Raw genomic sequence first — 22,812 nt, 5'->3', positions numbered from 1 at the left:
TGTAGGCGCTTGCAACCGTAGCAGCTTCTGCTCGCAAACAGCGCCTTTTCCTGCCCAGATTACCTGACAACGAGCCGACTATGCTGCTCACGCTATCCGACAATGTGCTCGCCATCATCCGCGTCTGCTCGCAAACGGCAAAGGGCCGCTCATGGTATCTGCCAACTACAAAGTCGAGATTAGCAGTCATTTGCTGATGCGCGATGCTCACGCAGCTTTGTGGAACCCAAGATCAGAAAGTACACGATGGGGCAAACCACCATCAGCATCACTGCTGGATCGGTAGCCCATCTCGTTGGGCCATCGCTGTCCGGCTCACTTGCTACCGCGAGCATGAGCGCGATTGATCCTCGCACAGCGGCGTAGGTGGCAGGAACAAGCAGGATGTGGAGAAGCCACCCGTAGCGGAACCGCATGGCGCCAAACCAGCAGAGTACAGCTATGGCGGGTGGAGCGAGTGTGGCGGCTACGAAGCCGCAGAACCAAATGGCAAACCCTGCCGGAGTCAGCGTATCGCGATAGTAGCTGGCGATCCCATCCGGTCGCAATCCGAGAGCGACGAAAGAGCCTGCGACGACAACGGCACCCAAAGCCGTCAGTCCGACGCCACGCAATGTCCCGTGTCTCGGCATCAATCTATGCAATCCAGTAAGCCATTGATCAGGCTGCTCGCACTTTGGCTCGGAAGAAGGTCGTTTCCGACCCAATCAGATCGGGGTCGATCCCGCTCTCCTCGGCGGCCAGTTGCTGGATGATCCGCCAAATCTCGGGGGCGGTGAGGCGCGCGCCGTCGCGGGCAAGCCTGCCACGGTTCTGCTCCGTGACCAGTCGGGCGAGATCGCCGATAGTGTCGCACCTCCGAGGTAATCGCCGGCGGTCGAGGTGCCGTAACCATAGCCCCGCGTAGGCGCTCGCTCCAGCAGCGAAGATGCGAAGGGGAGGTGCCAGCGTCGTGAAGGCGAGGATCGCGACCGCGACAGCGAAGCAGAGACCACTGACAATCCCAAGCCATCCGGCTCGCGTCGCCGGCATCTTGAGGTCGGTATCGGCTTCCAGGTCGCTGAACGCTTGGCGCAGCTTCCCACCGATCAGCGGCGCCAACGGCGCATCCGGCCCGACGTGCCGGCCAAGCCCGAGCGCGCGTCGAAGCCTGTAGAACGTCATCTGCGTGGCGCATGTCGTGCCGCCCCCGCTGTAGGCTGCGACATGCGCGACGACATGGTCACGCACCTCGCCGAACGTTGTCCAAGGCAGGTTCGAGCGCAGGCGCAGATCGAAGGTGCGCTCGATTGCGAGGAAGAAGTCGGTGTCGTCGCCATCACCGACCCAGCCAACCGTATCGAGCACCTGCATGAACCCGGCTCCTCAGCGGTTCTGCAAAACGACCGTTTCTGACGAGCCGATCGCCTTGCTGGGCCGGCAACGTAAATCTGCGGGCCGCACTTTGTCAAAACTGTTCTGGAAACCCGCGTCGCAAAACGGTATGCCCCGCACGAGTTTGGAGAAGATCAGACGCTCATGCGGGTCGGCTATGCCAGGGTCAGCACCAGCGACCAGAACCCCGAGCTCCAGCTCGATGCGCTGCGGCGGGCCGGCTGCGAGCGGGTGTTCACCGAAAAGGCGTCGGGCGCGCGCGATGACCGGCCCGAACTGGCGCGCATTCTGGAAGACGTGCTGCGCGCAGGCGACACGCTGGTTGTTTGGAAGCTCGACCGCCTCGCCCGCTCGCTCAAGAAGTTGATCGCCACGGCCGAGGATCTGGAGCGCGAGAAGATCGGGCTGGTGTCGCTGACCGAGAGCATCGACACGACAACGCCGGGTGGCATGCTCACCTTTCACGTGTTCGGCGCCATCGCGCAGTTCGAGCGTGCCCTGATCCGCGAGCGAACTACCGCGGGGCTAGTGGAGGCGCGCCGGCAGGGTCGCAAGGGTGGCCGCCCATCGGCAATGCGCCCGAGCGACGTCGCCGCGGCACGGGCGATGATGAAGGAGGGCACGTTGCCGGTGCGCGACATCGCCAAGCGCATGGGCGTGTCGGTCGCGACCCTCTATCGCTATGCAGGCAAGCGCGGCAGCGGTGCATCGATCAAGGAGGCTGCAACAGCCCATGGCTGACCGGGCGAAGCGACCGCCTGGAGAGGCGCTGATCGATCTTCGCCGACGGTTGTCGCTGTTGCCCCCACGCGACCCCGGTCGCACCGAGATCATCGCCCGTGCGGCCGAGGCCTATGGCATCTCCATCTGGACCCTTTACCGGGCGTTGCGCGAGCTGAACCGCCCCAAGTCGGTGCGCCGGTCCGACCATGGTGCGACGCGGGTTGCCCCGCAGGCCGAGATGGAGCGCTACGCCGAGATCGTCGCCGCACTGAAGATCAGGACCACCAACAAGAAGGGCCGGCACGTTTCGACCGCCCGCGCCATCGAGTTCCTGGAAACCGATGGCGTCGAGACGCCGGAGGGCCTGGTCAAGGTAGCACCCGGCCTGCTGAAGCGGGCGACCATCGACCGGCTGCTCCGCTCATCAGGGCTGGACTATGCCCGCGTGACCCGCCCCCACGCAGCCGTTCGTTTTCAGGCGCGGCGATCCAACGAGCTGTGGCACTTCGACATGAGCCCGTCCGACCTCAAGCAGGTCGAGGCGCCGCTCTGGATCGAGCAGGGTCGCGGCAAACCCACGCTGATGCTGTTCTCGGCCGTCGATGACTGCTCGGGCGTGGTCTACCAGGAATATCGCAGCGTCTATGGCGAGGATGCCGAGTCCGCGCTGCGCTTTCTATTCAACGCCTTCGCCGCCAAGCCTGAGCCCGAACTGCCGTTCCAGGGCCTGCCGGTCACGATCTACATGGACAACGGCCCGGTCAGCCGGTCGCGCGTGTTCCAGTCGGTGATGGGCAGCCTCGGCGTGCGCGTCCTCACCCATCTGCCGCCGAAGGCCGACGACCGGCACACCGCGGCCCGCGCCAAGGGCAAGGTCGAGCGGCCGTTCCGCACGGTGAAGGAGGTGCACGAGACGTTGTACCACTTCCACAAACCCAAGGACGAGGCGGAAGCCAATCTGTGGATGCGGCGTGCGCTGGTCACCTACAACAACGGCGACCATCGTTCCGAGCCACACGCGCGGATCGAGCACTGGCTGCGGCACCTGCCCGGCGATGGCGTGCGGGCCATGTGTTCATGGGAGCGGTTCTGCGCCTTCGCTCGTGAGCCCGAGCGGCGCACCGTTGCGGGCGACGCGACCGTCTCGGTTGAGGGCGCTTCCTACGAGGTCGAGCCCGAGCTCGCCGGCGAGACGGTGACGCTGCTCTGGGGGCTGTTCGACCAGCAGCTCTTCGTGGAGCATGACGGCAAGCGGCATGGCCCTTACGAGCCGTCGCGCGGCGCCGTGCCGCTCTACCGCTATCGCAAGTATCAGAAGAGCCGCGCCGAGGAGCGGCTCGACAAGGTGGTCCGGCTCGCTGACCAGCTGGGGCTGCCCCGCGCGACCGTGACGGGCGGCGACCGGCCGCTGCCGTCGCTGCCGCCCTCCACCGCAGGGCTCGCGGTGCGGCAAACACCTTTTCCGGAGCCGGCGGTCGAGACGGCATACCCGACCGGGCTCGCGGCGCGCCACGCCATCGTCGACCAGCTCCGGCGACCGCTCGGCTCGCTGCCTGAGGCAGACCGCGCCTTCATCGACGCGCTGCTGGGCGAAACGCTCGACAAGACCATCATCGCTGACCGCATCCGAGAGCGGTTCCAGTCAAGACGGGGGACAAGCTGATGCTCGCCGACGTTCAATCCAGCTACGGGCTCGCCCGCCCGTTCCAAGGCGTCGGCAACTTCGAGACAGAGCATCAGCGCAACCTCGTGCGCGAGGTCTGTGCGGCCGTGCAGACCGGCAGGTTGATCGTCGTCTCCGGCCTGGTCGGATCGGGCAAGACGCACCTGCTGCGCCGCATCGAGGACGAGCTGGCCCGGGCGGGCAAGGTCGCCGTCGCCAAGTCGCTTGCGGTCGACAAGCGCCGCACCTCGTTGCCCTCGCTGATCGAGGCGCTGTTCTACGATCTCTCGCCCGGTGACCGTGCCCAGGTGAAGATTCCCAAGCAGGCCGAGCGCCGCGAGCGCGACCTGCGCGACATCATGCGCAAGGGCAAGCGCCCGGTCGTACTGGTGGTCGACGAGGCGCATGACCTGCACCACAAGACGCTGACCGGCCTCAAGCGGTTGATGGAGGTGGTGGCTGATGCCGGCGTGCTGCTGTCGGTCCTTCTGGTCGGCCATCCTCGGCTACGCAACGACCTGCGCCGCCCGCAAATGGAAGAGATCGGCTACCGCACGACCACCTTCGACTATGAGGGCATCGGCGCCGAACGCCGCGACTATGTTGCCTGGCTGCTCGGCGCCTGTGCGGCCGAGGGGGTCAAGGTTGCCGACTTGATGAACGAGGACGCGATCGACCTCATCGCCGAGCGCCTGCGCACCCCGCTCCAGATCGAGATGCACCTGACACTCGCCTTCGAGCAGGGCTTCCGCTTCGCTGCCAAGCCCGTCACGGCCGAGATCGTCGAGCAGGTGCTGTCGCGGGCGATTGACGACCTCGAACCCACGCTGACGCGCAACGGTTACGATGCGGGCGCGCTCGCCAGCCAGCTCAACACCCGGCCGTCCGACATACGCGCGTTCCTCGCCGGAACGCTGGACGCCGAACACACCCGCGACCTGACCGAGCGGCTCCGCGAAGCCGGTGTGCCGATATGATACTGGCTGTCCTCGCCTTGGTATCTCCCGCACGCGGACGCAACGCATGTCGTCTGTGCCACCGATTGTGGACGTTGCGCTTCTCTCATAGCCTGCCGGCATGAACAGGCATCTTACCGCAGCTTCTTTATCGATCGTCAGCTTGCTCAGCGCGTGCTCGGCCTCGGCCGAGAGGAGGTTGGAGGGACGAGTCTTCGACATCCCGAGAGCCAACGACATATCCGACAATGATAAGCCGTTCTTTCTACCAGCGCTCGATCCCAGCGACGGGTTCTCGTTCTACCTAAATCCGAGCGCAAGCTTGCCGGAGCGAAACTTGGTGGGCGTGGCAAGCAAGAAGCGGATGTGTGCCCGCGCAGCGGGAACAGAGGCGCTTGTCAACTCGACTGTCTGCGCAAGTCGCCCGCTTTCATGGCGCGGCCGAACACTGCGCAAGGTAAGTGATGGTGTTTTCTGGACATACCAGTTGCCAGCCGAAGCAGGTCAGAAGCGTCCTCCATCGCTGGCGAGTTGCTCCGCCATGGGCGGAGGCTCGCGGCCGGGGCTCTGCACGGCCAATCTGCCGTATGACAATCTCGTGCTGACGATTCACTTCCGAGACAATCAGGTCGGCTCGCTCCAGGCATTATACGATCAATCCGTTGCTAGCCTGAGGAAGTGGGAGCGCTGATGCTTACGGCAAACCCGGCGGGAACGATCGCTGCCAGACCGCTCACCGGCACTCCTCGCTATTGGCAGAAAGCGAGAACAGGCCTTCTCCGTTTGCGAGCAGGCGCGGATGATGGCGAGCACATTGTCGCATAGCGTGAGCAGCATGGCCCACCTGCTGTCAGCAAATCTGAGCAGAAATCCGCGCTGTTTGCGAGCAGAGGCCAGTATCTTTGCAATCGCCTACAGTTAGCCGCATCGCCCACGCCGCGCCTGACGGCGTGCCCTTGTCGGACAAGGAGATTTTCGGCTTCGTCTGCTTCCTGTTCATCGGCGGGCTCGACACCGTGTTCGCGACGATGAACAACATCTGGCTCTACCTCGCGCAGAACCCAGCCAAACTGGAGGAAATCCACGCTCGCCCGGATGACATCGACAAGATCGTCGAGGAACTGCTGCGCCGATGGTCGGTAACCTTCTCGGGCCGCGTGCTCGACAAGGATTACGAGATGCGCGGCGTGCAGATGAAGAAGGGCGACCGTGTCACCTTCATCTTACCGGCCTGCAACTTCGACCCGGACGTATTCCCGAACCCAAAGGAGGTCGATTTCGACCGCCCGCGCAAAACGATTCTCGCCTTCACTGTCGGCGTCCACAGTTGCATGGGCGCGCACCTCGCGCGGCTCGAAGTGAAGATCGGGCTACAGGAATGGCTGAAGCGCATCCCGAAATTCGCGGTGAAGCCCGGCACCGAGATCGAGTACCGTCCCGGCGGCGTGATAGGCCCAGAGCAACTGCCGCTGGTTTGGTGACGAACGTCTGGCGGGTTCCCGCTGTGGACGAGCAGTGACGCAAAGCACGGAGGACTCGCGCAAAAGTGGAACGAAAAAATTTACATGCTGCGCAGCGAGAATTGCAATTCTTGCTTGGCCAAGCCGTTTTTCTGATGCAGGGTGCCCCGTGAAAGGTTCTTGTAACCTTACCGGTGTTGGGAGAGAGCGCGCCGGGGATGAGTAATCACTCCGGCGCGCCGATTTCTCGCAGTTGCAGCAAAATTTGAATTTGCTTTCAACATAACCAACGTCCCCTAAATAAGGCCATTGCGCAAGCCCTGTTCGCATCGTCAGCGAAGTTTTACCCTCGTAAATTTGCGCACTGCACCCCATTCGTTCGAAATTCTTCCGCAAGTGCGAAGCCTGCCAGGCCGATTCGGGCCGCTGCTTCCGATTGCGATGATCCCGCCCCTCCGATAGGACTCTGCCCTTCCCGCCCGACCCTGGACGTTGCAGTGACCCGAAGCGATACCGCCCGCCAGCTCTGGTCCATAGCCCTGCCGGCAATGCTGACCAACGTGGCGACGGCACTGTTCGGACTGGCCGACATGTGGGCGATCGGCCGCCTTGGCGATGCCCCGGCGCAAGGGGCAGTGGAACTGGGGGCCAAGTTCATGCTGGGCCTGCTCAACGTGTTCAACTTCCTGCGCACCAGCACCGTCGCCCTGACCGCCCAAGGCAGCGGGCGCAGCGACGGGTGGGTACAGCCACAGACCCTTGCCCGCGCCATGACCGTGGCAATGGGGATCGCTGCGCTGCTGCTACTCGCCATGCCCTGGGCCATCTCCATCGGGCTCGATCTGCTCGGTGCCACCGGGCCTCTGCGCGACGATGCCCAAGCCTATGTCGCGTTCCGCTATTGGGCCGGGCCACTCTGGCTGGCAAACTGCGTGCTGGTGGGCTGGCTGATAGGACAGCGCAAGGTCCGCTATGTCCTTTATATCGAAATCGCCGCCAACCTTGTTCACATCGCGCTGGACCTGCTGCTTGTGCTGGTGGCTCATTGGGGTGTGGCCGGCGTAGCCGCCGCGACGGTCAGTTCCGAGGCTCTCAAGTTCGCGCTGCTCGCCGCGGTCGTGGTGCGCGAAGGCGCCGCGCGCGAGGCGCTGACGGCAATTGGCCGCCGGTCGACATGGGCCCGCGCCGACCTGATGCAGTTGTTCGCCCTCAACCGAGACCTCTTCGCCCGCACCCTGCTGTTGACCGCCGCACTGCTGATCTTCGCGCGTAGCGGAGCGCAGGCAGGGCCGGTTACGCTGGCCGCGAACGGCATCCTGTTCCAGCTTTTCATGCTAGCCACCCTGCTCCTCGACGGCTTCGAGAGCGCGGCCCAAGTGCTCTGCGGCGAGGCATTGGGCGCCGGGGCCCGCAGCCGCTTCACCGCCGCCGTGCGCGCCGCGCTGTTCTGGGGCGGGCTGACCGGGTTGGCGGTCTCTTGTCTCTACGCGCTTGGCGGCGCTTGGCTTGCGGCCGCGTTCAGCACTGATCCGCAGGTCATCGCGGCGACTCGCGACTATGCCGTGTGGCTGGCTCTGCTGCCGCTTCTGGGTGTCGTCTCGTTCGTCCTCGACGGTGTGTTCGTGGGGGCGGGTTGGACCCGCGCAATGCTGGGGACGATGGCGGCGGCGATGGCGCTTTATCTTGCGCTGCTGGTGGGATTGCGGCCCTTGGGCAACCATGGTTTGTGGGCTGCCTTCGCGGTGCTTTTCGCCGCCCGCGCCGTGGGCCAGGGACTGGTCCTGCCCCGCCTTTCGCGCCGCAGCTTCAGCGCTTCCTGAAGACCAGCATCAGGTTGTTGGCCGGCATCTCGACCAGTTGGTCGAACGCCAGTCCATGGTCGAGCGCGCAAGCGCGCACATCCTCCACGCTGCGCAGGCCCCACTGGTCGTCACGGCGCTTCAGGTCCTCGTCGAACGCGGCATTGCCTGGCTCCAGCGCACGCCCACCGCGGCGATACGGACCGTAGAGCACCAGCGGATGGCCGGAGCCGAGAACCTTCGCCGCGCCCGCCATCAAGCCCTCGGTCGCCGCCCATGGGCTGATGTGGATCATGTTGATGCATACCACCGCCTCCACGGCCATGTCGGGCCAGCCGGCAGCGGCGTCGAGCGCAATGGGTTCAAGGAGGTTGGACAGGCCAGCATCAACCCGCCACGCCGCAATCGAGGCGCGGGCTTCCGCGTCAGAATCGCTCGGCTGCCAGACCAGGTCGGGCAGCGCAGCCGCGAAATGGACGGCATGTTCGCCGGTCCCACCAGCAACTTCGAGAACCCGGCCCGAAAGCGGCAGTACCTCGCGAAGGGCCGAGAGAATCGGGTCGCGGTTGCGCTCAGTGGCCGGGGCTTGGCGGCGTGCGTCTGGAGAACCATCCTTTATCATCAGCCGAGGATGGGTGCGGCCGGCCGCCAGCGCAAGAGGCGCGAGCGTCCGGCCGGTGTGCCGGCCGGACGGAAAGGCGAGAGGCTGGGGGGCTGCCTGTCCTTCCGTCCGGCCGGAACGCTGCTTTGCCTCTGGTGCGACCCGAAGGCGCGCCCCGAAAGTACACCGTGTCAGTGCCCCGAGGCGGGTTTGATGTTCTTGGGCGGCCGAGGGGCCAGCCAGATCGTCAGCGCGGCAAGGAACAGGCAGACGGCACAGATGCCGAACAGATGCCCGGTGGCGACGGCGGTGCCCTGGTTCTCCACCAGTTGCGCGATCGTCCCGCGCGCCTGCTCCGCAGAAAAGCCCCTGTCCTGGAGGCTTTGCGAAACCGCGCCGGCGCCGTTGAGGGTCCCCGCGATCTCGGCCGACCTTTCGCGCGACATGTCGCTCCAGATTGTCGACACGATCGCGGTGGCCACCGCGCCTGCCAGCGTTCGCCCGAAGTTGGCGATACCCGCCGCCGAAGCGGTTTCCCTCGGCAGAACCGAGCTCAAGCTGATGGTGGTCAGCGGCACGATCATGAGCGAGACACCCATACCTTGCAGAAGCTGCGGCGTGGCGATCGTCCAGAAGGTGATCTCGGTCGACCATGTTATGCGGATCAGCGCACAGATGCCAATCCACGTCACGCCTGCGAAGACGATAAGCCGGGGGTCGAAACGCTGCATGAGCTTGGGCACGAAAGGCGAGGCGACGACCGCCAGCACGCCGCCGAAGGCCATGGCCCTGCCCGCCTCCGTCGCGGTGTAACCCATCGAGGTCTGAAGCCACTGCGGAATGATGACGATCGAGGCGAAATAAGTTCCGAAGGCGATCGTCAACGAAAGCGTGGCGGCCGAGAACCCTCGATGCCTAAACACGCTGATGTCCACAATCGGGTGGTCTTCGGTCAGCTCCCAGATCACGAAGGCGGCGAAGGCTACCACCGCGATACAGGCCAGCATCACGATCCTGCCCGACGAGAACCAGTCCTCGTCCCGGCCCAGATCCAGCATCATCTGGAACGCGCCGACCCATATCACCAGCAGTAGCAGGCCGATCTTGTCGATCGGCAGCTTCTGTACCGGCGTTTCCGCACCGCGCAGCAGGGTGAGCACCCCGAAGAAGATCAGTGCGACAATGGGCACGTTGATGAAGAAAATCCATTCCCACGACCAGTTGTCGGAGATGTAGCCGCCCAGGATCGGCCCCGCGATCGGCGCGGTCACAACGGTCATCGCCCACATCGCCATTGCCTTGGGGTGCATTTCCTTGGGGAAGATGCGCAGCAGCAGGGTCTGCGTCAGCGGCATCAGCGGACCGCCGCAGAAGCCCTGTCCCAGACGGAACACGACGAGCATAGAAAGCGAGTTCGAAAGTCCGCACAGCGTCGAGAACAGGCCGAACCCGATCAGTGACAGCATGAAGACGCGCAAGGTGCCGAAGCGGTTGGAAAGCCAGCCGGTGAGCGGCACGCAGATCGCCTCGGCGACGGCATAGGAAGTGATGACCCAGGTCCCGCTCGATACGGAAACCGCCAGGCCGCCCGCGATATGCGGAACCGAAACGTTGGCGATCGTCGTGTCGAGAACGACGATGAAGTTCGCCATGGCCAGCACGAGGCCCGCAAGGACCAGCTTGGCCCCGGTCAGGGGCTGCGCCGGAGCGCCTCCGCCGGCCTTTGGGGCAGCCCCCGCTGCTGATGCAGCGCCTGCCATCAGTCCTTACTCGTCAGGTCGATCTTGGCTTCCATCGACAGGCCGATGCGCAGCGGATGCTCCTTCAGCTCCTTGGGATCGAGTTCGATGCGCACCGGCAGGCGCTGCACCACCTTGATCCAGTTGCCGGTCGCGTTCTGCGCCGGGATCAGCGAGAACGCTGCCCCGGTACCGCCTGCGAACCCGACGACCTTGCCGTGGAACTCCACATCGTCGCCGTAGAAGTCGGAGGTCACCGTGGCCGTCTGGCCCGAACGGACCTTGCCGAGCTGGTCTTCCTTGAAATTGGCGTCAACGTAGAGCGCGTTCACCGGCACGATCATCATGGCGACAGTGCCCGTCTCGATCTTCTGGCCGACCTGTACCGAACGCTTGGCGATAATGCCGTCGATCGGGGCGCGGATCACGGTACGCTCCATCGCCAGCTTTGCGGTGGCGAGCTGCGCCTTGGCAAGCAGGATTTCCGGCGCGGTTTCAGTGCTGGTCCCCTTGGTCAGTGCGCGTGCCGCTTCTTCCTGGCGGCGCGAGCTGTTGGTGCTAGCACGCGCCTGAGCGACCGCTGCGCGGGCTTCCTGTCCCGCAGCCTGGGCCGAAGCAAGGGCCTGACGGGCGGAGGTCAGCTCCTCGGCCGAAACGGCGCCGCCGCCGGCAAGTGCGTTGCGGCGGCGGAAATCTTCCTGCGCCTTGGCGAGCGTGGCCTGCGCCGATGCCTGCTTGGCGATCGCCGAAGCGATCTGGGTGGCGCTCGCATCTGCCGCCGCGCCCAGCGCGTTTTCGTTCGCCAAAGACTGGCCGTAGCGGCGGGTCGCGTATTCCACCTGCGCCTCTGCCTGGGCGAGCGTTATGCGCTGGTCCCTGTCGTCGAGGCGCATCAGGATCTGTCCCTTGCGCACCGGCTGGGTATCGGTGACCAGCACTTCGGCAATCTGGCCGGCGGTGAGCGGGGTCACTTCCGCGCTCTCGCCCCCGACGTAAGCGTTGTCGGTCGAGACCGAGCGGCTGCCGATGAACTCGTCATAGAGGAAGTAGATCGCGGCAACCGCCACAACCACCACCGCAACGCCGATCAAAAGCGGCTTGCGGTTCTTCTTCTCGATCACGCTTTCACTAGCATCGGGGCCGGAACCGTTCTTCTGGTCCTGCACGCCATCAGTCATTTTCGGGAGCCTTCTCACTGGAATTGTCTGCGAACCCGCCGCCCAGTGCGCGTTGCAGCGCGACTTCAAGGGCCAGAGTACGGAAATGGGCATCGATCGCGGCTTCGCGCGCCTGCAGCGCATCGGTCTGGGCGGTCAGTGCGTCGAGGTAGTTGGACAGGCCGCCGCGGAAGCGCTGCATCGAAAGGTCGTAACCGACCTGCGACGTCCGCGCCGCTTCTGCCGCATCGCGTTCCTGCCCGGCAGCGGCATCGCGGCTGGCGAGCGCATCGGCCACTTCCTGCAGCGCGCCCACCACAGTCTCGTTGTAATTGGCGACGGCAGCATCATAGCTACCGCGCGCCTGGGTGAACTGGCCCTTCAGGCGTCCACCCTGGAAGATCGGCAAGCTGAGCGCGCCAGTGCCGTTTCCGTAGGTCGAACCGCTGTCGATCAGGTTGGACAAGCCCAGCGAGGTCAGGCCGAACAGTCCACGCAAGCTGATGTTGGGCATGTAGGCCGCCCTTGCCTGATCAATCCGGGCGCCGGCTGCCTCGGCTCGCAAGCGCGCCGCGACGATGTCGGGACGGCGGCCTGCGAGCGCGATGCCCGCATCGGTGGGAATGCCCACCTCGGGAACCGTGGCGATGGCTGGGGGGGTGATCGCCAGTCCACGGTCGGGACCTTTGCCGAGCAACGCGGCAAGCGCGTGCCGGCGAAGCAGGGTCTGTTCTTCATTGGCGGAGAAAGCGGCGCGCGCGGTGGCAGCCGCAGCTTCCGCCCGGCGCATCGGTGCCTGATTGTCGATACCCTCCCGTTCGCGTTGACCGGTCAGATCGACGAAAGAGCCGCGCGCCTTGTTGGCATCGGCCAACGCCTTGCCGCGTTCGACCAGACGGGCAAGGTCGAAATAGGAGGAGACCACATTGCTGGAAATCATCAGCTCGGCCTGCCGAGCGTCGGCTTCGGCGGCTTCGGCTTCGGACGTCGCTGCGGCCAAAGCCTTGCGGTTGGCGCCCCAAAGGTCGAGGTCGAAATCGCCCGAGAGCGCCAGTGTGCCGGTGCTGTTCCAACCCTTGGGAACGAATCCGGCGGGCACGCCGTTGTTGTAGGACTGCTTGGCGAACCCGGCAGAGCCTTGCCCGCCCAGCGTTGGCAGCAGCGCGGCACCCGCTATCCCGGCGGCACCGCGCGCCTGGCGAATGCGGGCTTGAGCGGCGGCAACACTGGGCGATCCAGCCAGCGCTTCCTCCACGAGGGCGTCAAGCTGGGGGTCGCCATAGGCGGTCCACCAACGCTCTCGCGGCCAGTCGCGCAAGGCGGAACTGTTGCTGGTCAGTGACTGTCCGGCTTCCAGCCCGCCCGGCGGCGTCAATTGAGGGCGCGGACCCAGGTCAGGCGCCGTGCAGGCTCCAAGGGAAAGTGTAATCGCTAGCAGCGATGCTGCCGCGAATCGCGGGTTCATATGCGTACTCATCAGTACACATTTATCGAGATGCGGGTTGAAACTGTCAAACAAAAAGTGTACCGCATGGTACGCCTATGACGGAAATGATCGGAAAAAGAGAGCTTAACAAAGCACGCAAACGCGCGGAGATCGTGCGCATTGCCACGCTTTTGTTTCTGGAACATGGCTACGCGGCCACTACGATGTCCGCAATCGCAGACGCGCTCGGCGGTTCCAAAGCCACCTTGTGGGCGCACTTCTCCTCCAAGGAAGAACTGTTTTCCGCCGTCATAGACATGCACGTCGGCACGTTCTCCCGCGATATCGACGAAGTATTAACCGGCCAGTCCTTCTCGCGGCCCGCTTTGCGGCGCGCCTGCGTGCGGTTTCTGGACTGCCTGCTGAATGTGAATTCGGTGTTGCTCTACCGTCTCGTGGTGAGCGAGGGCGAGCGCTTCCCGGAGATCAAGGAAATGTTCTACGAGAGCGGCCCGGTGAAGATGCGCCGCGCCATCGCCAGCTTCTTTTCCACGCGCTTCGACGCCGAAGAGGCGGCGCGGCTTACCCAGTTCACGGTTTCCGCCGTCACAGGCTACCGCACCGACATTCTCCTGCGACCTACGAAGGCGACGAAGGCCCAGCACGAAGCCTTCGTGGACAATTTTATGGCGCACATCACTTTTCCCCCGGAAAAGGACGTCACGACAGACTGACGCCCGGCCGATGTGGCGATCACTGGCCTGCGTCCCCATTCGGGATCAGACGGCCGCTCCCGCGATTGGCGATCGGCCATCGTCCTCTTCGCTTCGGCAGGAGAGGAAAAGGTCATGACCCACGACATGTCAGCCGCGATCCGCGCCGCCCGTAAGGACAGGATCACCGAACAGCGCAATGTTTAACGCGAATCCAGCGGCGCAGAGGGCGACATGGTGGACGTGTCCCCGGCGGGCGCCTCGTCGAGCACCAGATGAAGGATCACAAGGGCACGAAGAAGCCCGGCTAACCTTGCGGGAACAGGACGCCGCCGGTGGAGACAGTCTCTACCCGGCCGGCGATCCACACCTCGCCGTCCGCCCCTTGCGAACAGTGGACGAGGCCGTCCGCGCCTACCTTGCGACCCTGCGCGGCGACATAGCTGCCCTGCGCCTGTCCGGTGGCGAAGAGGTACTGCGCCACGGCTGCGTTAAGGCTGCCGGTCACCGGGTCCTCAACCAGCTTGCCGGCAGGATCGGCGAAGAAGGCGCGCACCTCGAACTGCGCTATGCCGCTTGGTGCAATGGCGCCCAGCAGCGCCACATCCGTACCTACAGGCGCATGGGAAACAGGCTCGGCCGCCAGCACTGCCTCTGCCGAAGAAAGATGAAGGAGCTTCCAGCCCGGACCATTGGCAGCGTGGACCGCAGCGACGACCCGCGCCTTGTCCACCCCGGCCAGCCGCGCGGCTTCGGTGCGATCGGCATCGTCCAGCGGACCAGAACGAATCAGCGGCGGCGCGCGGAAGGCCAGCCGCCCCTCCTCCTCGCGCACTTCGACGAGGCCGATGCCGCATTCCTGTACCACGCGGCCCGTCTGCCTGGGAACGCCGCCTGCCGCCAGCCAGGCATGGGCACTGCCCAGTGTCGGGTGACCGGCAAAAGGCAGTTCGCCCGCTGGAAAGAAGATTCGCACGCGGTAATCGGCATCGGGATGCTCAGGCGGCAGCAGGAATGTGGTTTCCGAATAGCCCAGCCACTGTGTCAGGCGCAGCATGGCAGCATCGTCCAGCGCCTCTCCCCCGCGCACGACCGCCAGGGGATTACCGCTCAGTTGGCCAGCACCGAATACGTCCACCAGATCGAGCAACATTCAAATATCTTCCCGGAGCCGATAATCACTTTGCGCGTTTCATCGCAGTTAAAGGACGGTATGTCCTGCGCAATGTGCATTTGTGCGCGCAGTTCATCACAGGTTCGTCATGCGCCGCCCATGATCGGCGGTAGCAATCTAATACCTACAACTTGCAGGAGAAACAGGAAAATGAACAAGTCCCTGCTGGCGCTGGCCGCCCTGGCCTTCACCGCCACCGCCCTTCCCCTCACCCCAGCGATGGCCGATCCGCCGCGTTGGAACGACCGCGACCGAGATGGCCGCAACGACCGATGGGATCGCCGTGACAACCGTAAGGATTATCGCCGCGATGATCGCCGCCGCAATATCTACGATTCGCGCGGGCGCTATTCGGAGCCGCGCCGCATTGACCGCAATTCGCACGTCTGGCGCGGCAATGACGGCCGTTATTACTGCAAGCGCGACAATGGCACGACCGGCCTGATCATTGGCGCCGGGGTCGGCGCTCTCGCCGGTAACCAGATCGCCGGCAATGGCGATCGCACGATCGGCACGATCCTGGGCGGCGTTCTTGGCGGCGCACTTGGCCGCGAGATTGACAAGGGCGATATCCAGTGCCGCTGACCTGACCCTAAAGGCTTCAAAAAATGCAAAAGGCGCGCGGTCCTTACCGGCGGCACGCCTTTTGCCGGAGCAGAGCTGCAGTTGGCTGTCCGCCTGTGACATCGCATTATTTCTGAGCGCAATATTTATCCACCGTTCGTCGCTGCTTAGGTGCATCTCGTCATCTATTTTCAAACACAACGAGGCGTTCATCTGACGTTGTGGATCAATGAACGACTAGCGGCGTTATCAGATCATTCCACGCAACCGACGAGGGCACATTTCCATGCGTAAAATCATTCTCGCCGCCACCATGATGGCGCTCAGCGTTCCCGCCTACATGACTGTCACCACCCCCGCCGAAGCGCGCGACAAGCGCCGCTACCACCGCGCCGATGACGGCTCGCGCTACTGGCGCGGCAACGATGGCCGCTATCGCTGCCAGAAGAAGAACGGCACCACCGGCCTGCTGGTCGGCGGCGTTGCCGGCGCTCTGGCCGGCCGCGCGATCGACACCCGCGGCGACCGCACCGTGGGCACCCTGCTCGGTGCAGCCGGCGGCGCAGTGCTGGGCCGCGAAATCGACCGCGGCGGCTCGAAGTCGCGCTGCCGTTGATGCGGGTCGGCGCAAAGCCGATAGCAGTCCCTTGAAAAAGGCGCGTCGTCCCCGGACGGCGCGCCTTTTTCTTTGCCCGTGCCGGTGCGCCCCGCCGGTACGATTGTCATCGCGGGCAGGCTGGCGGGCCTTTCCTCTGCTGGCCGGCTATGCTCCAATAGCGCCATGTCCCAGTGTCTTGCGCCCATGACCGTATCTCCCAACGACCGCCCCGCCATGCTGGTGACCGGCGGTGCCAAGCGGATCGGTGCGGCCATTGCCCGCGCCTTCGGTGCGGCGGGTTGGCACGTCGTGATCCACTACGGTCGATCGCGCAAACAGGCCGAAGCGCTGGTCGCACAGCTACCTTCCGCCGAGATCGTCGCCTGCGACCTCGACGATTGGGATCAGGGCCCCGCCATGGTGGAAGAACTGGCGCGGCGCCTACCTGACTGGCGGGTCCTCATCAACTGCGCGGGAGTATTCGACATCGATACCGCACAGGATCTCGACCCTGCCACGTTCATGCCCGCCATGCGTGTCAACGCCGCCACGCCCGCGCGGCTCGGCCAGGCGTTCCTCGCCCATGCACGGGCAAACGGCGGCAGGCGACTGATCCATATCACCGACCAGAAGCTGCTCAATCCCAATCCAGATTTCTTCTCTTATACGATGAGCAAGCATGCACTGGCAGCGACCGTGCCGATGCTTTCGATGGCCCGCACCGATGCCCGCGACCGCGTCTATGGCATTGCCCCCGGCGCCATCCTCGCCAGCCATGACCAGAGCGAGGCGGAGGCCGAAGTCTCCCACCGGATGAACCTGCTGCACCGCCGCGCCACCGCGCAGGACGTAGCCGGCGCGGCGCTGTTCCTTGCGGGCGGCTGGCTGGCCAGCGGCGAAACGCTCTACGTGGATTCGGGCCAGCACCTCACCGCCCAGCCGCGCGACGTGCTGTTCCTCGCCCGGCACGGCGATGCGGCTTGAGACATGCGCAGGCCAAACGAAACTATGTACACTTTGCAACACCTAGCCCCTTGCACAGAGCGCGCGCGCCCCGCAAAAGCCGCGAATGGCACTCGGTATTCTAGACCGCTTCCTTGAGCGCGGCGTCCGTAAGGGCGTGCTCGAGGTCCTCCGTCCCAATGGCACCTTGCGCCGTTTCGGAACCCCCCACGAAGGCTTCCCCGAAGTCCGCATCCGCCTGACCACCCCGGCCGCCGAACGCCGCATCCTGCGCGATCCGCGTCTGGGCGCGGCGGAGGCGTTCATGGACGGCCAACTGGTGGTCGAACAGGGCGGCATCATGGAACTGGTGGAACTGCTGCGCGCCAACGCCCGCTGGGACAAGGGCGGCGAACTGCATGAAACCAAGCCGCTGAAGAAAGTCGCCGGCAAAGTCCTCACCCTGATCGACGGCATCAACAAGGCCGCCAGCGCCAAGGCCAACATCGCCCATCACTATGACGTGGGCAACGACCTCTACAACCTGTTCCTCGACACCGAGCACATGCAGTATTCCTGCGCTTACTGGCCGCGCGCAGATATGAGCCTCGAGGAAGCGCAGACCGCCAAGCTCGCCCACATCGCCGCCAAGCTGGCGATCGAACCGGGGCAGACCGTGCTCGACATCGGCTGCGGCTGGGGCGGCATGGCGATCTACCTTGCGAAAAACTTCGACGTCTCGGTCAAGGGCATCACGCTGAGCGAGGAACAACTCGCGCTCGCCCGGACACGCGCGGTCGAGGCTGGCGTCGCCGGGCGCATCGACTTCGAACTGGTCGATTACCGCGACCTTGCCGCGCGCGGAGACAAGTTCGAGCGCATCGTCTCGGTCGGCATGTTCGAGCATGTCGGCCAGGCCCAGTTCGCCCGCTATTTCCGTGACTGCGCGACCATGCTCACTGACGAGGGCGTGATGCTGATGCACACCATCGGCCGCATGGGCGGCCCCGGCGCGACCGATGCCTTCACCCGCAAGTACATCTTCCCCGGTGGCTACATCCCGGCGCTCAGCGAAACCGTGGCAGCCAGCGAAAAGGTCCGCCTGATCGCCTCAGACGTTGAGAACCTACGCCTGCACTACGCCAAGACCCTGCGCGAATGGTACAAGCGCTGCGTCGACAACAAGGACGCCATCGTCGCCCTGCTCGACGAGCGCTTTTATCGCATGTGGATTTTCTACCTCGCCGGCGCCACCGCCGCCTTCGAAAGCGGCGGCATGTGCAACTACCAGATCCAGTACACCCGCAGCCGCCACGCCCTGCCGATCACCCGCGACTATTTGGGCGAAACCGAAAAGCGGCTTCTGGCGGAGTGACGTCGTCCCTTACCTGATCCGGGACCGCTGGCGGTAAACGTCCACTTCGGCGTGTGATGCCGGGGGCTTCGACAAGCTCAGCCTGAGCGGTAATCAAGACCTGCTCTCAACACCGCTCAGGCTGAGCCTGTCGAAGCCCCCCGGGCCGCAGCACACGCCCGGACACCATTGCGCACCCCCCGCGCACCTGATAGGCGCGCGCCGGTATATCCACCGCCCATTCTCGCGGAGCCGTTGCCCATGTCCGACAGCATCAAGAAGGTCGTCCTCGCCTACTCCGGCGGCCTCGACACCAGCGTCATCCTGAAGTGGCTTCAGGTCACGTACAACTGCGAGGTGGTGACCTTCACCGCCGACCTCGGCCAGGGCGAGGAGCTGGAACCGGCGCGCGCCAAGGCCAAGCTGATGGGCCTCGCCGACGAAAACATTTACATCGACGACCTGCGCGAGGAATTCGTGCGCGACTTCGTCTTCCCGATGATGCGCGCCAATGCCCGCTACGAAGGCGACTACCTGCTGGGCACCTCGATCGCCCGCCCGCTGATATCCAAGCGGCTGATCGAAATCGCGCATGAGACCGGCGCCGACGCCGTCGCTCACGGCGCCACCGGCAAGGGCAACGATCAGGTCCGCTTCGAGCTGTCGGCCTATGCGCTAGACCCGAACATCAAGGTCATCGCCCCCTGGCGCGAATGGGACCTGACCAGCCGCACCGCGCTGATCGCCTGGGCCGAACAGCACCAGATCCCCGTCCCCAAGGACAAGCGCGGCGAAAGCCCGTTCTCGACCGACGCCAACCTCCTGCACACCTCGTCCGAGGGTAAGGTGCTGGAAGACCCGTGGAACGAGACCCCGGACTACGTGTATTCGCGCACGGTCAACCCGGAAGACGCGCCCGACGCACCGGAATACATCACCGTCGACTTCGAGAAGGGTGACGGCGTTGCCCTCAACGGCGAGGCGATGAGCCCGGCCACCCTGCTCACCGCGCTCAACGAACTGGGCCGCAAGCATGGCATCGGCCGCCTCGACCTGGTGGAAAACCGCTTCGTGGGCATGAAGTCACGCGGCATGTACGAAACGCCGGGCGGCGAGATCTACGCCCGTGCCCACCGCGGCATCGAACAGATCACCCTCGACCGCGGCGCAGCGCACCTCAAGGACGAGCTGATGCCGAAGTACGCGGAGCTGATCTACAACGGCTTCTGGTTTGCCCCCGAGCGCGAGATGCTGCAGGCGGCGATCGACCATTCGCAGGCGCGCGTGAACGGCACCGTGCGCCTCAAGCTGTACAAGGGTTCGGTTTCGGTGGTTGGCCGCAAGAGCCCCGATTCGCTGTACTCCGAACGCCACGTCACTTTCGAAGACGACGCCGGCGCCTACGACCAGAAGGACGCGGCGGGCTTCATCAAGCTCAATGCCCTGCGCCTGCGCCTGCTCGCCCAGCAGGGTCGGTAGAGTCTTTCCAACAGCTTAACCGCATCAGGCGGCCCGTTGCCAATGCGCGACGGGCCGCTTTTGTATGGGTGGTAAGCCGGGAACCCGACAGGTAGGACTCCGCTCGTCGTCAACGACGTAGTGGGGTATTGCTTGAAAATCCGCCGAACCGGCCGACTGACTGCTATTGCCGCAGTCATGACCCTGACCCTCGCAGGGCCTGTCCACGCCGATTCCCGGATGATCCCGGTCGCCGCAGAAGCCGCGATCAGCAGTGCTCCCACCTCGATCCTTGCCAATCCGGTGACCGCCGCAGAGGCACCCTCGCTCGAACTCGAATTTTCGCCCATCAAAGGAGGCATGGCCAGCTACTATGGTCGCCACCTTGCAGGCGCGCGTACTGCCAGCGGTGCACGCTTCGATCCCGACGCGCTGACCTGTGCGCATCGTACTCTCCCCTTCGGCACCCAGCTTCAGGTGACCAATCCTGCCAACGGCGAAACGGTAGTAGTCACCGTCAATGACCGCGGCCCGTTCCACGGCAACCGCGTAATCGACCTGTCCGACGCTGCCGCTGAGGAAATCGGCATCCTGCGAAAGGGTAGCGGCGTCGTTGAATTGGCTGTTCTTTCCAACTGATCTGGATGCGCGCAGGGCCTCAAAGCCCTCGAACAGAATACTGATCATTGGGCAGAGACGAGGCCGACGCAACTCGCCGGGGGGAAGCGGTGCGCCGGCCTTCACCATATTTAACAACGTCAACGCCTTCCGGTTCCCGGCAAACCGCTACGCGACCGGGCATTAGCCCTGCGAGGCCGCGTAAGCGTCCAGTTTCTCCAGATTCGCCGCGATCGCTTCAGGCGTAAGGAACGAGCCGGTGAAACTGTTGCGCGCCAGCGTGACGAGATCGCCGCGCGACAGACCCCGCGCCTCCGCCACGGCGCGGTAGTTGTCCGCCACATAGCCACCGAAATAGGCCGGATCGTCGGAATTCACCGTCGCCTTGAGGCCTAGTGCGAGCATCCGGTCAAGCGGATGGTCGGCCAGGTCGTCCACCACGCACAGCTTGAGGTTCGACAGCGGGCAGACGGTAAGCGTCATGCCCTCGGCCGCCAGGCGGGCGACCAGCGCATCGTCCTCCAAAGCACGATTGCCGTGGTCGATGCGGTCGACTTTGAGCAGGTCCAGCGCCTCATGCACGTAGGCCGGCGGACCTTCCTCACCCGCATGGGCGGTGATCTTCAGGCCCCTGCCGCGGGCAGCCGCAAAAACGCGGGCGAATTTCTCAGGCGGGTGGCCCACTTCGGAGCTGTCGAGGCCTACCGCCGTGATGCGGTCCAGCCACGGCTCCGCCGCTTCCAGCGTCGCAAAGGCCGCTTCCTCGGACAAATGGCGCAGGAACGAGAGGATGAGCTGCGAGGTCATGCCGAACTGCGCCTCGGCGGCGGCCATGGCGGACAGCAGCCCCTCGATCACTTCCTCGAAGGCAATGCCCCGGTCAGTGTGGGTCTGGGGGTCGAACATGAGTTCAGCGTGGAGCACCCCATCTGCCGCCGCGCGCGTGAAATAGGCCATCGCAAGGTCGTGGAAATCCTGCCGGACACGCAGCACGGCGGCGCCTGCGTAGTAGATGTCGAGGAAGTCCTGCAAGTTGGAGAAATCGTAAGCGGCGCGCACGTCCTCCACCGAGGCGTAAGGGATGGCCACTGAATTACGCTGGGCAAGCTGGAACATCAGTTCCGGCTCAAGGCTACCCTCGATGTGGAGGTGGAGTTCGGCCTTGGGAAGGCCGGCGATGAAATCTGTCTCGGTCATGGTGTCCTTTTCCACGCACATTCGCCCATGACATAAGTGCGGGCGATGGCGCGATCGTCGCCCAGTATCTGGAGCGCGAAAAGGCGAGTCGCAAGGTCTGCCTCGTGCGTGCGGCGGGCGAGAAGCGGCGTAGCGGCGCAGTCGAGCACGGCGAAATCGGCCTCCTGCCCGAGCTCCAGCCCGCCCACGCGATCTTCGATGTGAAGCAGCGCGGCAGAGCCTGCTGTCGCGAGGTAGAGGGCGCGAAAGGGGTCTAGCCTGTCCTCGCGGGCCAGCGCGGCCTGATAGGCAAGGCCCGAAGTCCGCAGCATCGAGAATGAAGTTCCTGCGCCAATATCTGTGCCCAGGCCAAGGCGCAGGCTACAGCGATCGGCCTGTCCGAAATTGAAATGGCTCGAGCCGAGAAACAGGTTCGACGACGGGCAGACCGCGACGCCTGCCCCGCTGTCGTGGAGGCGCATGCAAGCCCGCTCCGACAGGTGGACGCCGTGGGCGAAGACCGATCGCGGCGTGACCAGGCCGAAGCGGTCGTAGACGTCGAGGTAGTCGGCGCTATCGGGGAAGCGCCCTGCCACTGCGGCGATCTCGTGCAGGTTTTCCGACAGGTGGGTATGCATCAGCACTTCGGGATGCTCGGCCAGCAAGGCACCTGCATCGGCGAGTTGCTCGTCGCTGGAGGCCAAGGCGAAACGCGGCGTCACCGCATAGCCAAGGCGGCCTCTGCCCTTCCAGCGGCGGATCAGCGCTTCGCTTTCGGCGCGGCCGGAGGGGAGAGTATCGTTCAGGCCCTCGGGGCCGAGGTCCATCAGGACTTTGCCTGAGACGATCCGCATCCGGCGGCTCAGCGCGGCCTCGAACAGGGCGTCGACCGACTGTTCGTGGACCGTTGGAAAAACCAGCGCGCTCGTGGTGCCATTGCGCAGCAGTTCATCAAGGAAGAAAGCGGCGACCGCGTCGGCGTGGGCCTTGTCGACGAATGCTTTCTCGGCAGGGAAGATATGCTTTTCCAGCCAGTCGAGCAGTTGTTCGCCGTGGGAGGCAATGCGGTCGGTCTGGGGGTAGTGGACGTGCGCGTCGATGAAGCCCGGAACAACAAGGCCAGGCAGCGTTTCGATCGGCACGCCGGGGTATCGGGGGGCGAGGTCGGCATAGGCGCCTCTGGCGATGACGATGCCGTCTTCGATGACCAGCAGGCCATCGGGTTCGTGGCGCACAGCTTCGGGGCCGGCATCGCGAGGGTCATGGGCTACCGACAGGAGTTCGGCGCGGTAGGCGCGGCCCGTCATTCGCCGATCC

The 22,812-nt window shown here is 64.7% G+C and carries 22 protein-coding genes; 13 read left to right on the top strand and 9 right to left on the bottom strand.

Features of this window, described 5'->3' with window-relative positions; all coding sequences use genetic code 11:
* A partial coding sequence (locus V474_RS26720) for a hypothetical protein (protein WP_216628565.1) occupies positions 1 to 211 on the bottom strand: 211 nt, incomplete at its 3' end.
* Between the two features lie 449 nt (positions 212 to 660).
* Positions 661 to 1,353, bottom strand: a complete 693-nt coding sequence (locus V474_RS22990) for a hypothetical protein (protein WP_007685994.1) — start codon at positions 1,351 to 1,353, stop codon at positions 661 to 663.
* 165 nt (positions 1,354 to 1,518) lie between these two features.
* Here V474_RS22990 and V474_RS22985 point away from each other — a divergent pair, with 165 nt between their 5' ends.
* The 6 genes from V474_RS22985 to V474_RS22965 all read left to right on the top strand — a co-directional run bounded on the left by V474_RS22985 (position 1,519) and on the right by V474_RS22965 (position 7,996).
* Complete coding sequence (locus tag V474_RS22985; protein ID WP_007685993.1) at positions 1,519 to 2,115, top strand: recombinase family protein; 597 nt, start codon at positions 1,519 to 1,521, stop codon at positions 2,113 to 2,115.
* Entirely contained in the window at positions 2,108 to 3,760 is a 1,653-nt protein-coding gene (locus V474_RS22980) for an IS481 family transposase (protein WP_007685992.1), read from the top strand. Before V474_RS22985 ends, V474_RS22980 begins: the two co-directional genes overlap by 8 nt.
* The gene (locus V474_RS22975; protein WP_007685991.1) at positions 3,760 to 4,737 is read left to right on the top strand and encodes an ExeA family protein; all 978 of its coding nucleotides are present in this window, start codon (positions 3,760 to 3,762) and stop codon (positions 4,735 to 4,737) included. Before V474_RS22980 ends, V474_RS22975 begins: the two co-directional genes overlap by 1 nt.
* Positions 4,738 to 4,837: 100 nt before the next feature.
* Entirely contained in the window at positions 4,838 to 5,407 is a 570-nt protein-coding gene (locus tag V474_RS25885) for a hypothetical protein (RefSeq protein WP_062121710.1), read from the top strand.
* A 211-nt stretch (positions 5,408 to 5,618) separates the two neighbouring features.
* Positions 5,619 to 6,197: a cytochrome P450 gene (locus V474_RS22970; protein WP_236711410.1), complete on the top strand. Its 579-nt coding sequence runs from the start codon at positions 5,619 to 5,621 to the stop codon at positions 6,195 to 6,197.
* Between the two features lie 476 nt (positions 6,198 to 6,673).
* Positions 6,674 to 7,996 (top strand): MATE family efflux transporter, encoded by a 1,323-nt coding sequence (locus tag V474_RS22965; protein WP_236711409.1) that lies wholly within the window; start codon positions 6,674 to 6,676, stop codon positions 7,994 to 7,996.
* Here the strand turns inward: V474_RS22965 and V474_RS22960 are convergent.
* From V474_RS22960 to V474_RS22945, 4 genes are all read right to left on the bottom strand, one after another.
* Positions 7,983 to 8,597: a DUF938 domain-containing protein gene (locus V474_RS22960; RefSeq protein ID WP_059153547.1), complete on the bottom strand. Its 615-nt coding sequence runs from the start codon at positions 8,595 to 8,597 to the stop codon at positions 7,983 to 7,985. The genes V474_RS22965 and V474_RS22960 overlap by 14 nt on opposite strands.
* A 170-nt stretch (positions 8,598 to 8,767) precedes the next feature.
* Entirely contained in the window at positions 8,768 to 10,336 is a 1,569-nt protein-coding gene (locus V474_RS22955) for a DHA2 family efflux MFS transporter permease subunit (RefSeq protein ID WP_059153546.1), read from the bottom strand.
* A complete protein-coding gene (locus V474_RS22950) occupies positions 10,336 to 11,493 on the bottom strand; it encodes an HlyD family secretion protein (RefSeq protein WP_059153545.1) in 1,158 nt (385 codons plus the stop codon). The genes V474_RS22955 and V474_RS22950 overlap by 1 nt, the downstream gene beginning before the upstream one ends.
* Positions 11,486 to 12,949, bottom strand: coding sequence for an efflux transporter outer membrane subunit (locus V474_RS22945; protein ID WP_059153544.1), 1,464 nt, complete (start codon positions 12,947 to 12,949; stop codon positions 11,486 to 11,488). Before V474_RS22945 ends, V474_RS22950 begins: the two co-directional genes overlap by 8 nt.
* A gap of 65 nt (positions 12,950 to 13,014) precedes the next feature.
* Between V474_RS22945 and V474_RS22940 the strand changes: the two genes are divergently transcribed.
* Positions 13,015 to 13,632, top strand: a complete 618-nt coding sequence (locus tag V474_RS22940; RefSeq protein ID WP_059153543.1) for a TetR/AcrR family transcriptional regulator — start codon at positions 13,015 to 13,017, stop codon at positions 13,630 to 13,632.
* Between the two features lie 286 nt (positions 13,633 to 13,918).
* Here V474_RS22940 and V474_RS22935 read toward each other — a convergent pair whose 3' ends face one another.
* Complete coding sequence (locus V474_RS22935) at positions 13,919 to 14,764, bottom strand: PhzF family phenazine biosynthesis protein (RefSeq protein ID WP_059153542.1); 846 nt, start codon at positions 14,762 to 14,764, stop codon at positions 13,919 to 13,921.
* 171 nt (positions 14,765 to 14,935) lie between these two features.
* Between V474_RS22935 and V474_RS22930 the strand changes: the two genes are divergently transcribed.
* The 6 genes from V474_RS22930 to V474_RS25255 all read left to right on the top strand — a co-directional run bounded on the left by V474_RS22930 (position 14,936) and on the right by V474_RS25255 (position 20,340).
* Positions 14,936 to 15,370 carry a glycine zipper 2TM domain-containing protein gene (locus tag V474_RS22930; protein ID WP_059153541.1) on the top strand — a complete coding sequence of 145 codons (435 nt, stop codon included), beginning with the start codon at positions 14,936 to 14,938 and terminating at the stop codon, positions 15,368 to 15,370.
* Between the two features lie 265 nt (positions 15,371 to 15,635).
* Positions 15,636 to 15,965 carry a glycine zipper 2TM domain-containing protein gene (locus V474_RS22925; protein WP_043970883.1) on the top strand — a complete coding sequence of 110 codons (330 nt, stop codon included), beginning with the start codon at positions 15,636 to 15,638 and terminating at the stop codon, positions 15,963 to 15,965.
* A gap of 186 nt (positions 15,966 to 16,151) precedes the next feature.
* A complete protein-coding gene (locus V474_RS22920) occupies positions 16,152 to 16,931 on the top strand; it encodes an SDR family oxidoreductase (RefSeq protein ID WP_236711408.1) in 780 nt (259 codons plus the stop codon).
* Between the two features lie 85 nt (positions 16,932 to 17,016).
* A complete protein-coding gene (locus V474_RS22915) occupies positions 17,017 to 18,264 on the top strand; it encodes an SAM-dependent methyltransferase (RefSeq protein ID WP_059153540.1) in 1,248 nt (415 codons plus the stop codon).
* A 240-nt stretch (positions 18,265 to 18,504) separates the two neighbouring features.
* Positions 18,505 to 19,722 carry an argininosuccinate synthase gene (locus tag V474_RS22910; RefSeq protein ID WP_043970887.1) on the top strand — a complete coding sequence of 406 codons (1,218 nt, stop codon included), beginning with the start codon at positions 18,505 to 18,507 and terminating at the stop codon, positions 19,720 to 19,722.
* A gap of 177 nt (positions 19,723 to 19,899) precedes the next feature.
* Positions 19,900 to 20,340: a septal ring lytic transglycosylase RlpA family protein gene (locus tag V474_RS25255; protein WP_082699987.1), complete on the top strand. Its 441-nt coding sequence runs from the start codon at positions 19,900 to 19,902 to the stop codon at positions 20,338 to 20,340.
* Between the two features lie 162 nt (positions 20,341 to 20,502).
* On the opposite strand, the gene V474_RS22900 is transcribed toward V474_RS25255, so the two are convergent.
* Together V474_RS22900 and guaD are read right to left on the bottom strand one after the other, a co-directional pair.
* Positions 20,503 to 21,516 carry an adenosine deaminase gene (locus V474_RS22900; RefSeq protein ID WP_059153539.1) on the bottom strand — a complete coding sequence of 338 codons (1,014 nt, stop codon included), beginning with the start codon at positions 21,514 to 21,516 and terminating at the stop codon, positions 20,503 to 20,505.
* Complete coding sequence (gene guaD, locus V474_RS22895; RefSeq protein WP_059153538.1) at positions 21,513 to 22,802, bottom strand: guanine deaminase; 1,290 nt, start codon at positions 22,800 to 22,802, stop codon at positions 21,513 to 21,515. The genes V474_RS22900 and guaD overlap by 4 nt, the downstream gene beginning before the upstream one ends.
* Positions 22,803 to 22,812: the final 10 nt, after the last annotated feature.

Origin of the sequence: Novosphingobium barchaimii LL02, assembly GCF_001046635.1 — a bacterium.
Taxonomy (GTDB): Bacteria; Pseudomonadota; Alphaproteobacteria; order Sphingomonadales; family Sphingomonadaceae; genus Novosphingobium; species Novosphingobium barchaimii.
This window is presented reverse-complemented; position numbering and strand designations above follow the sequence as displayed.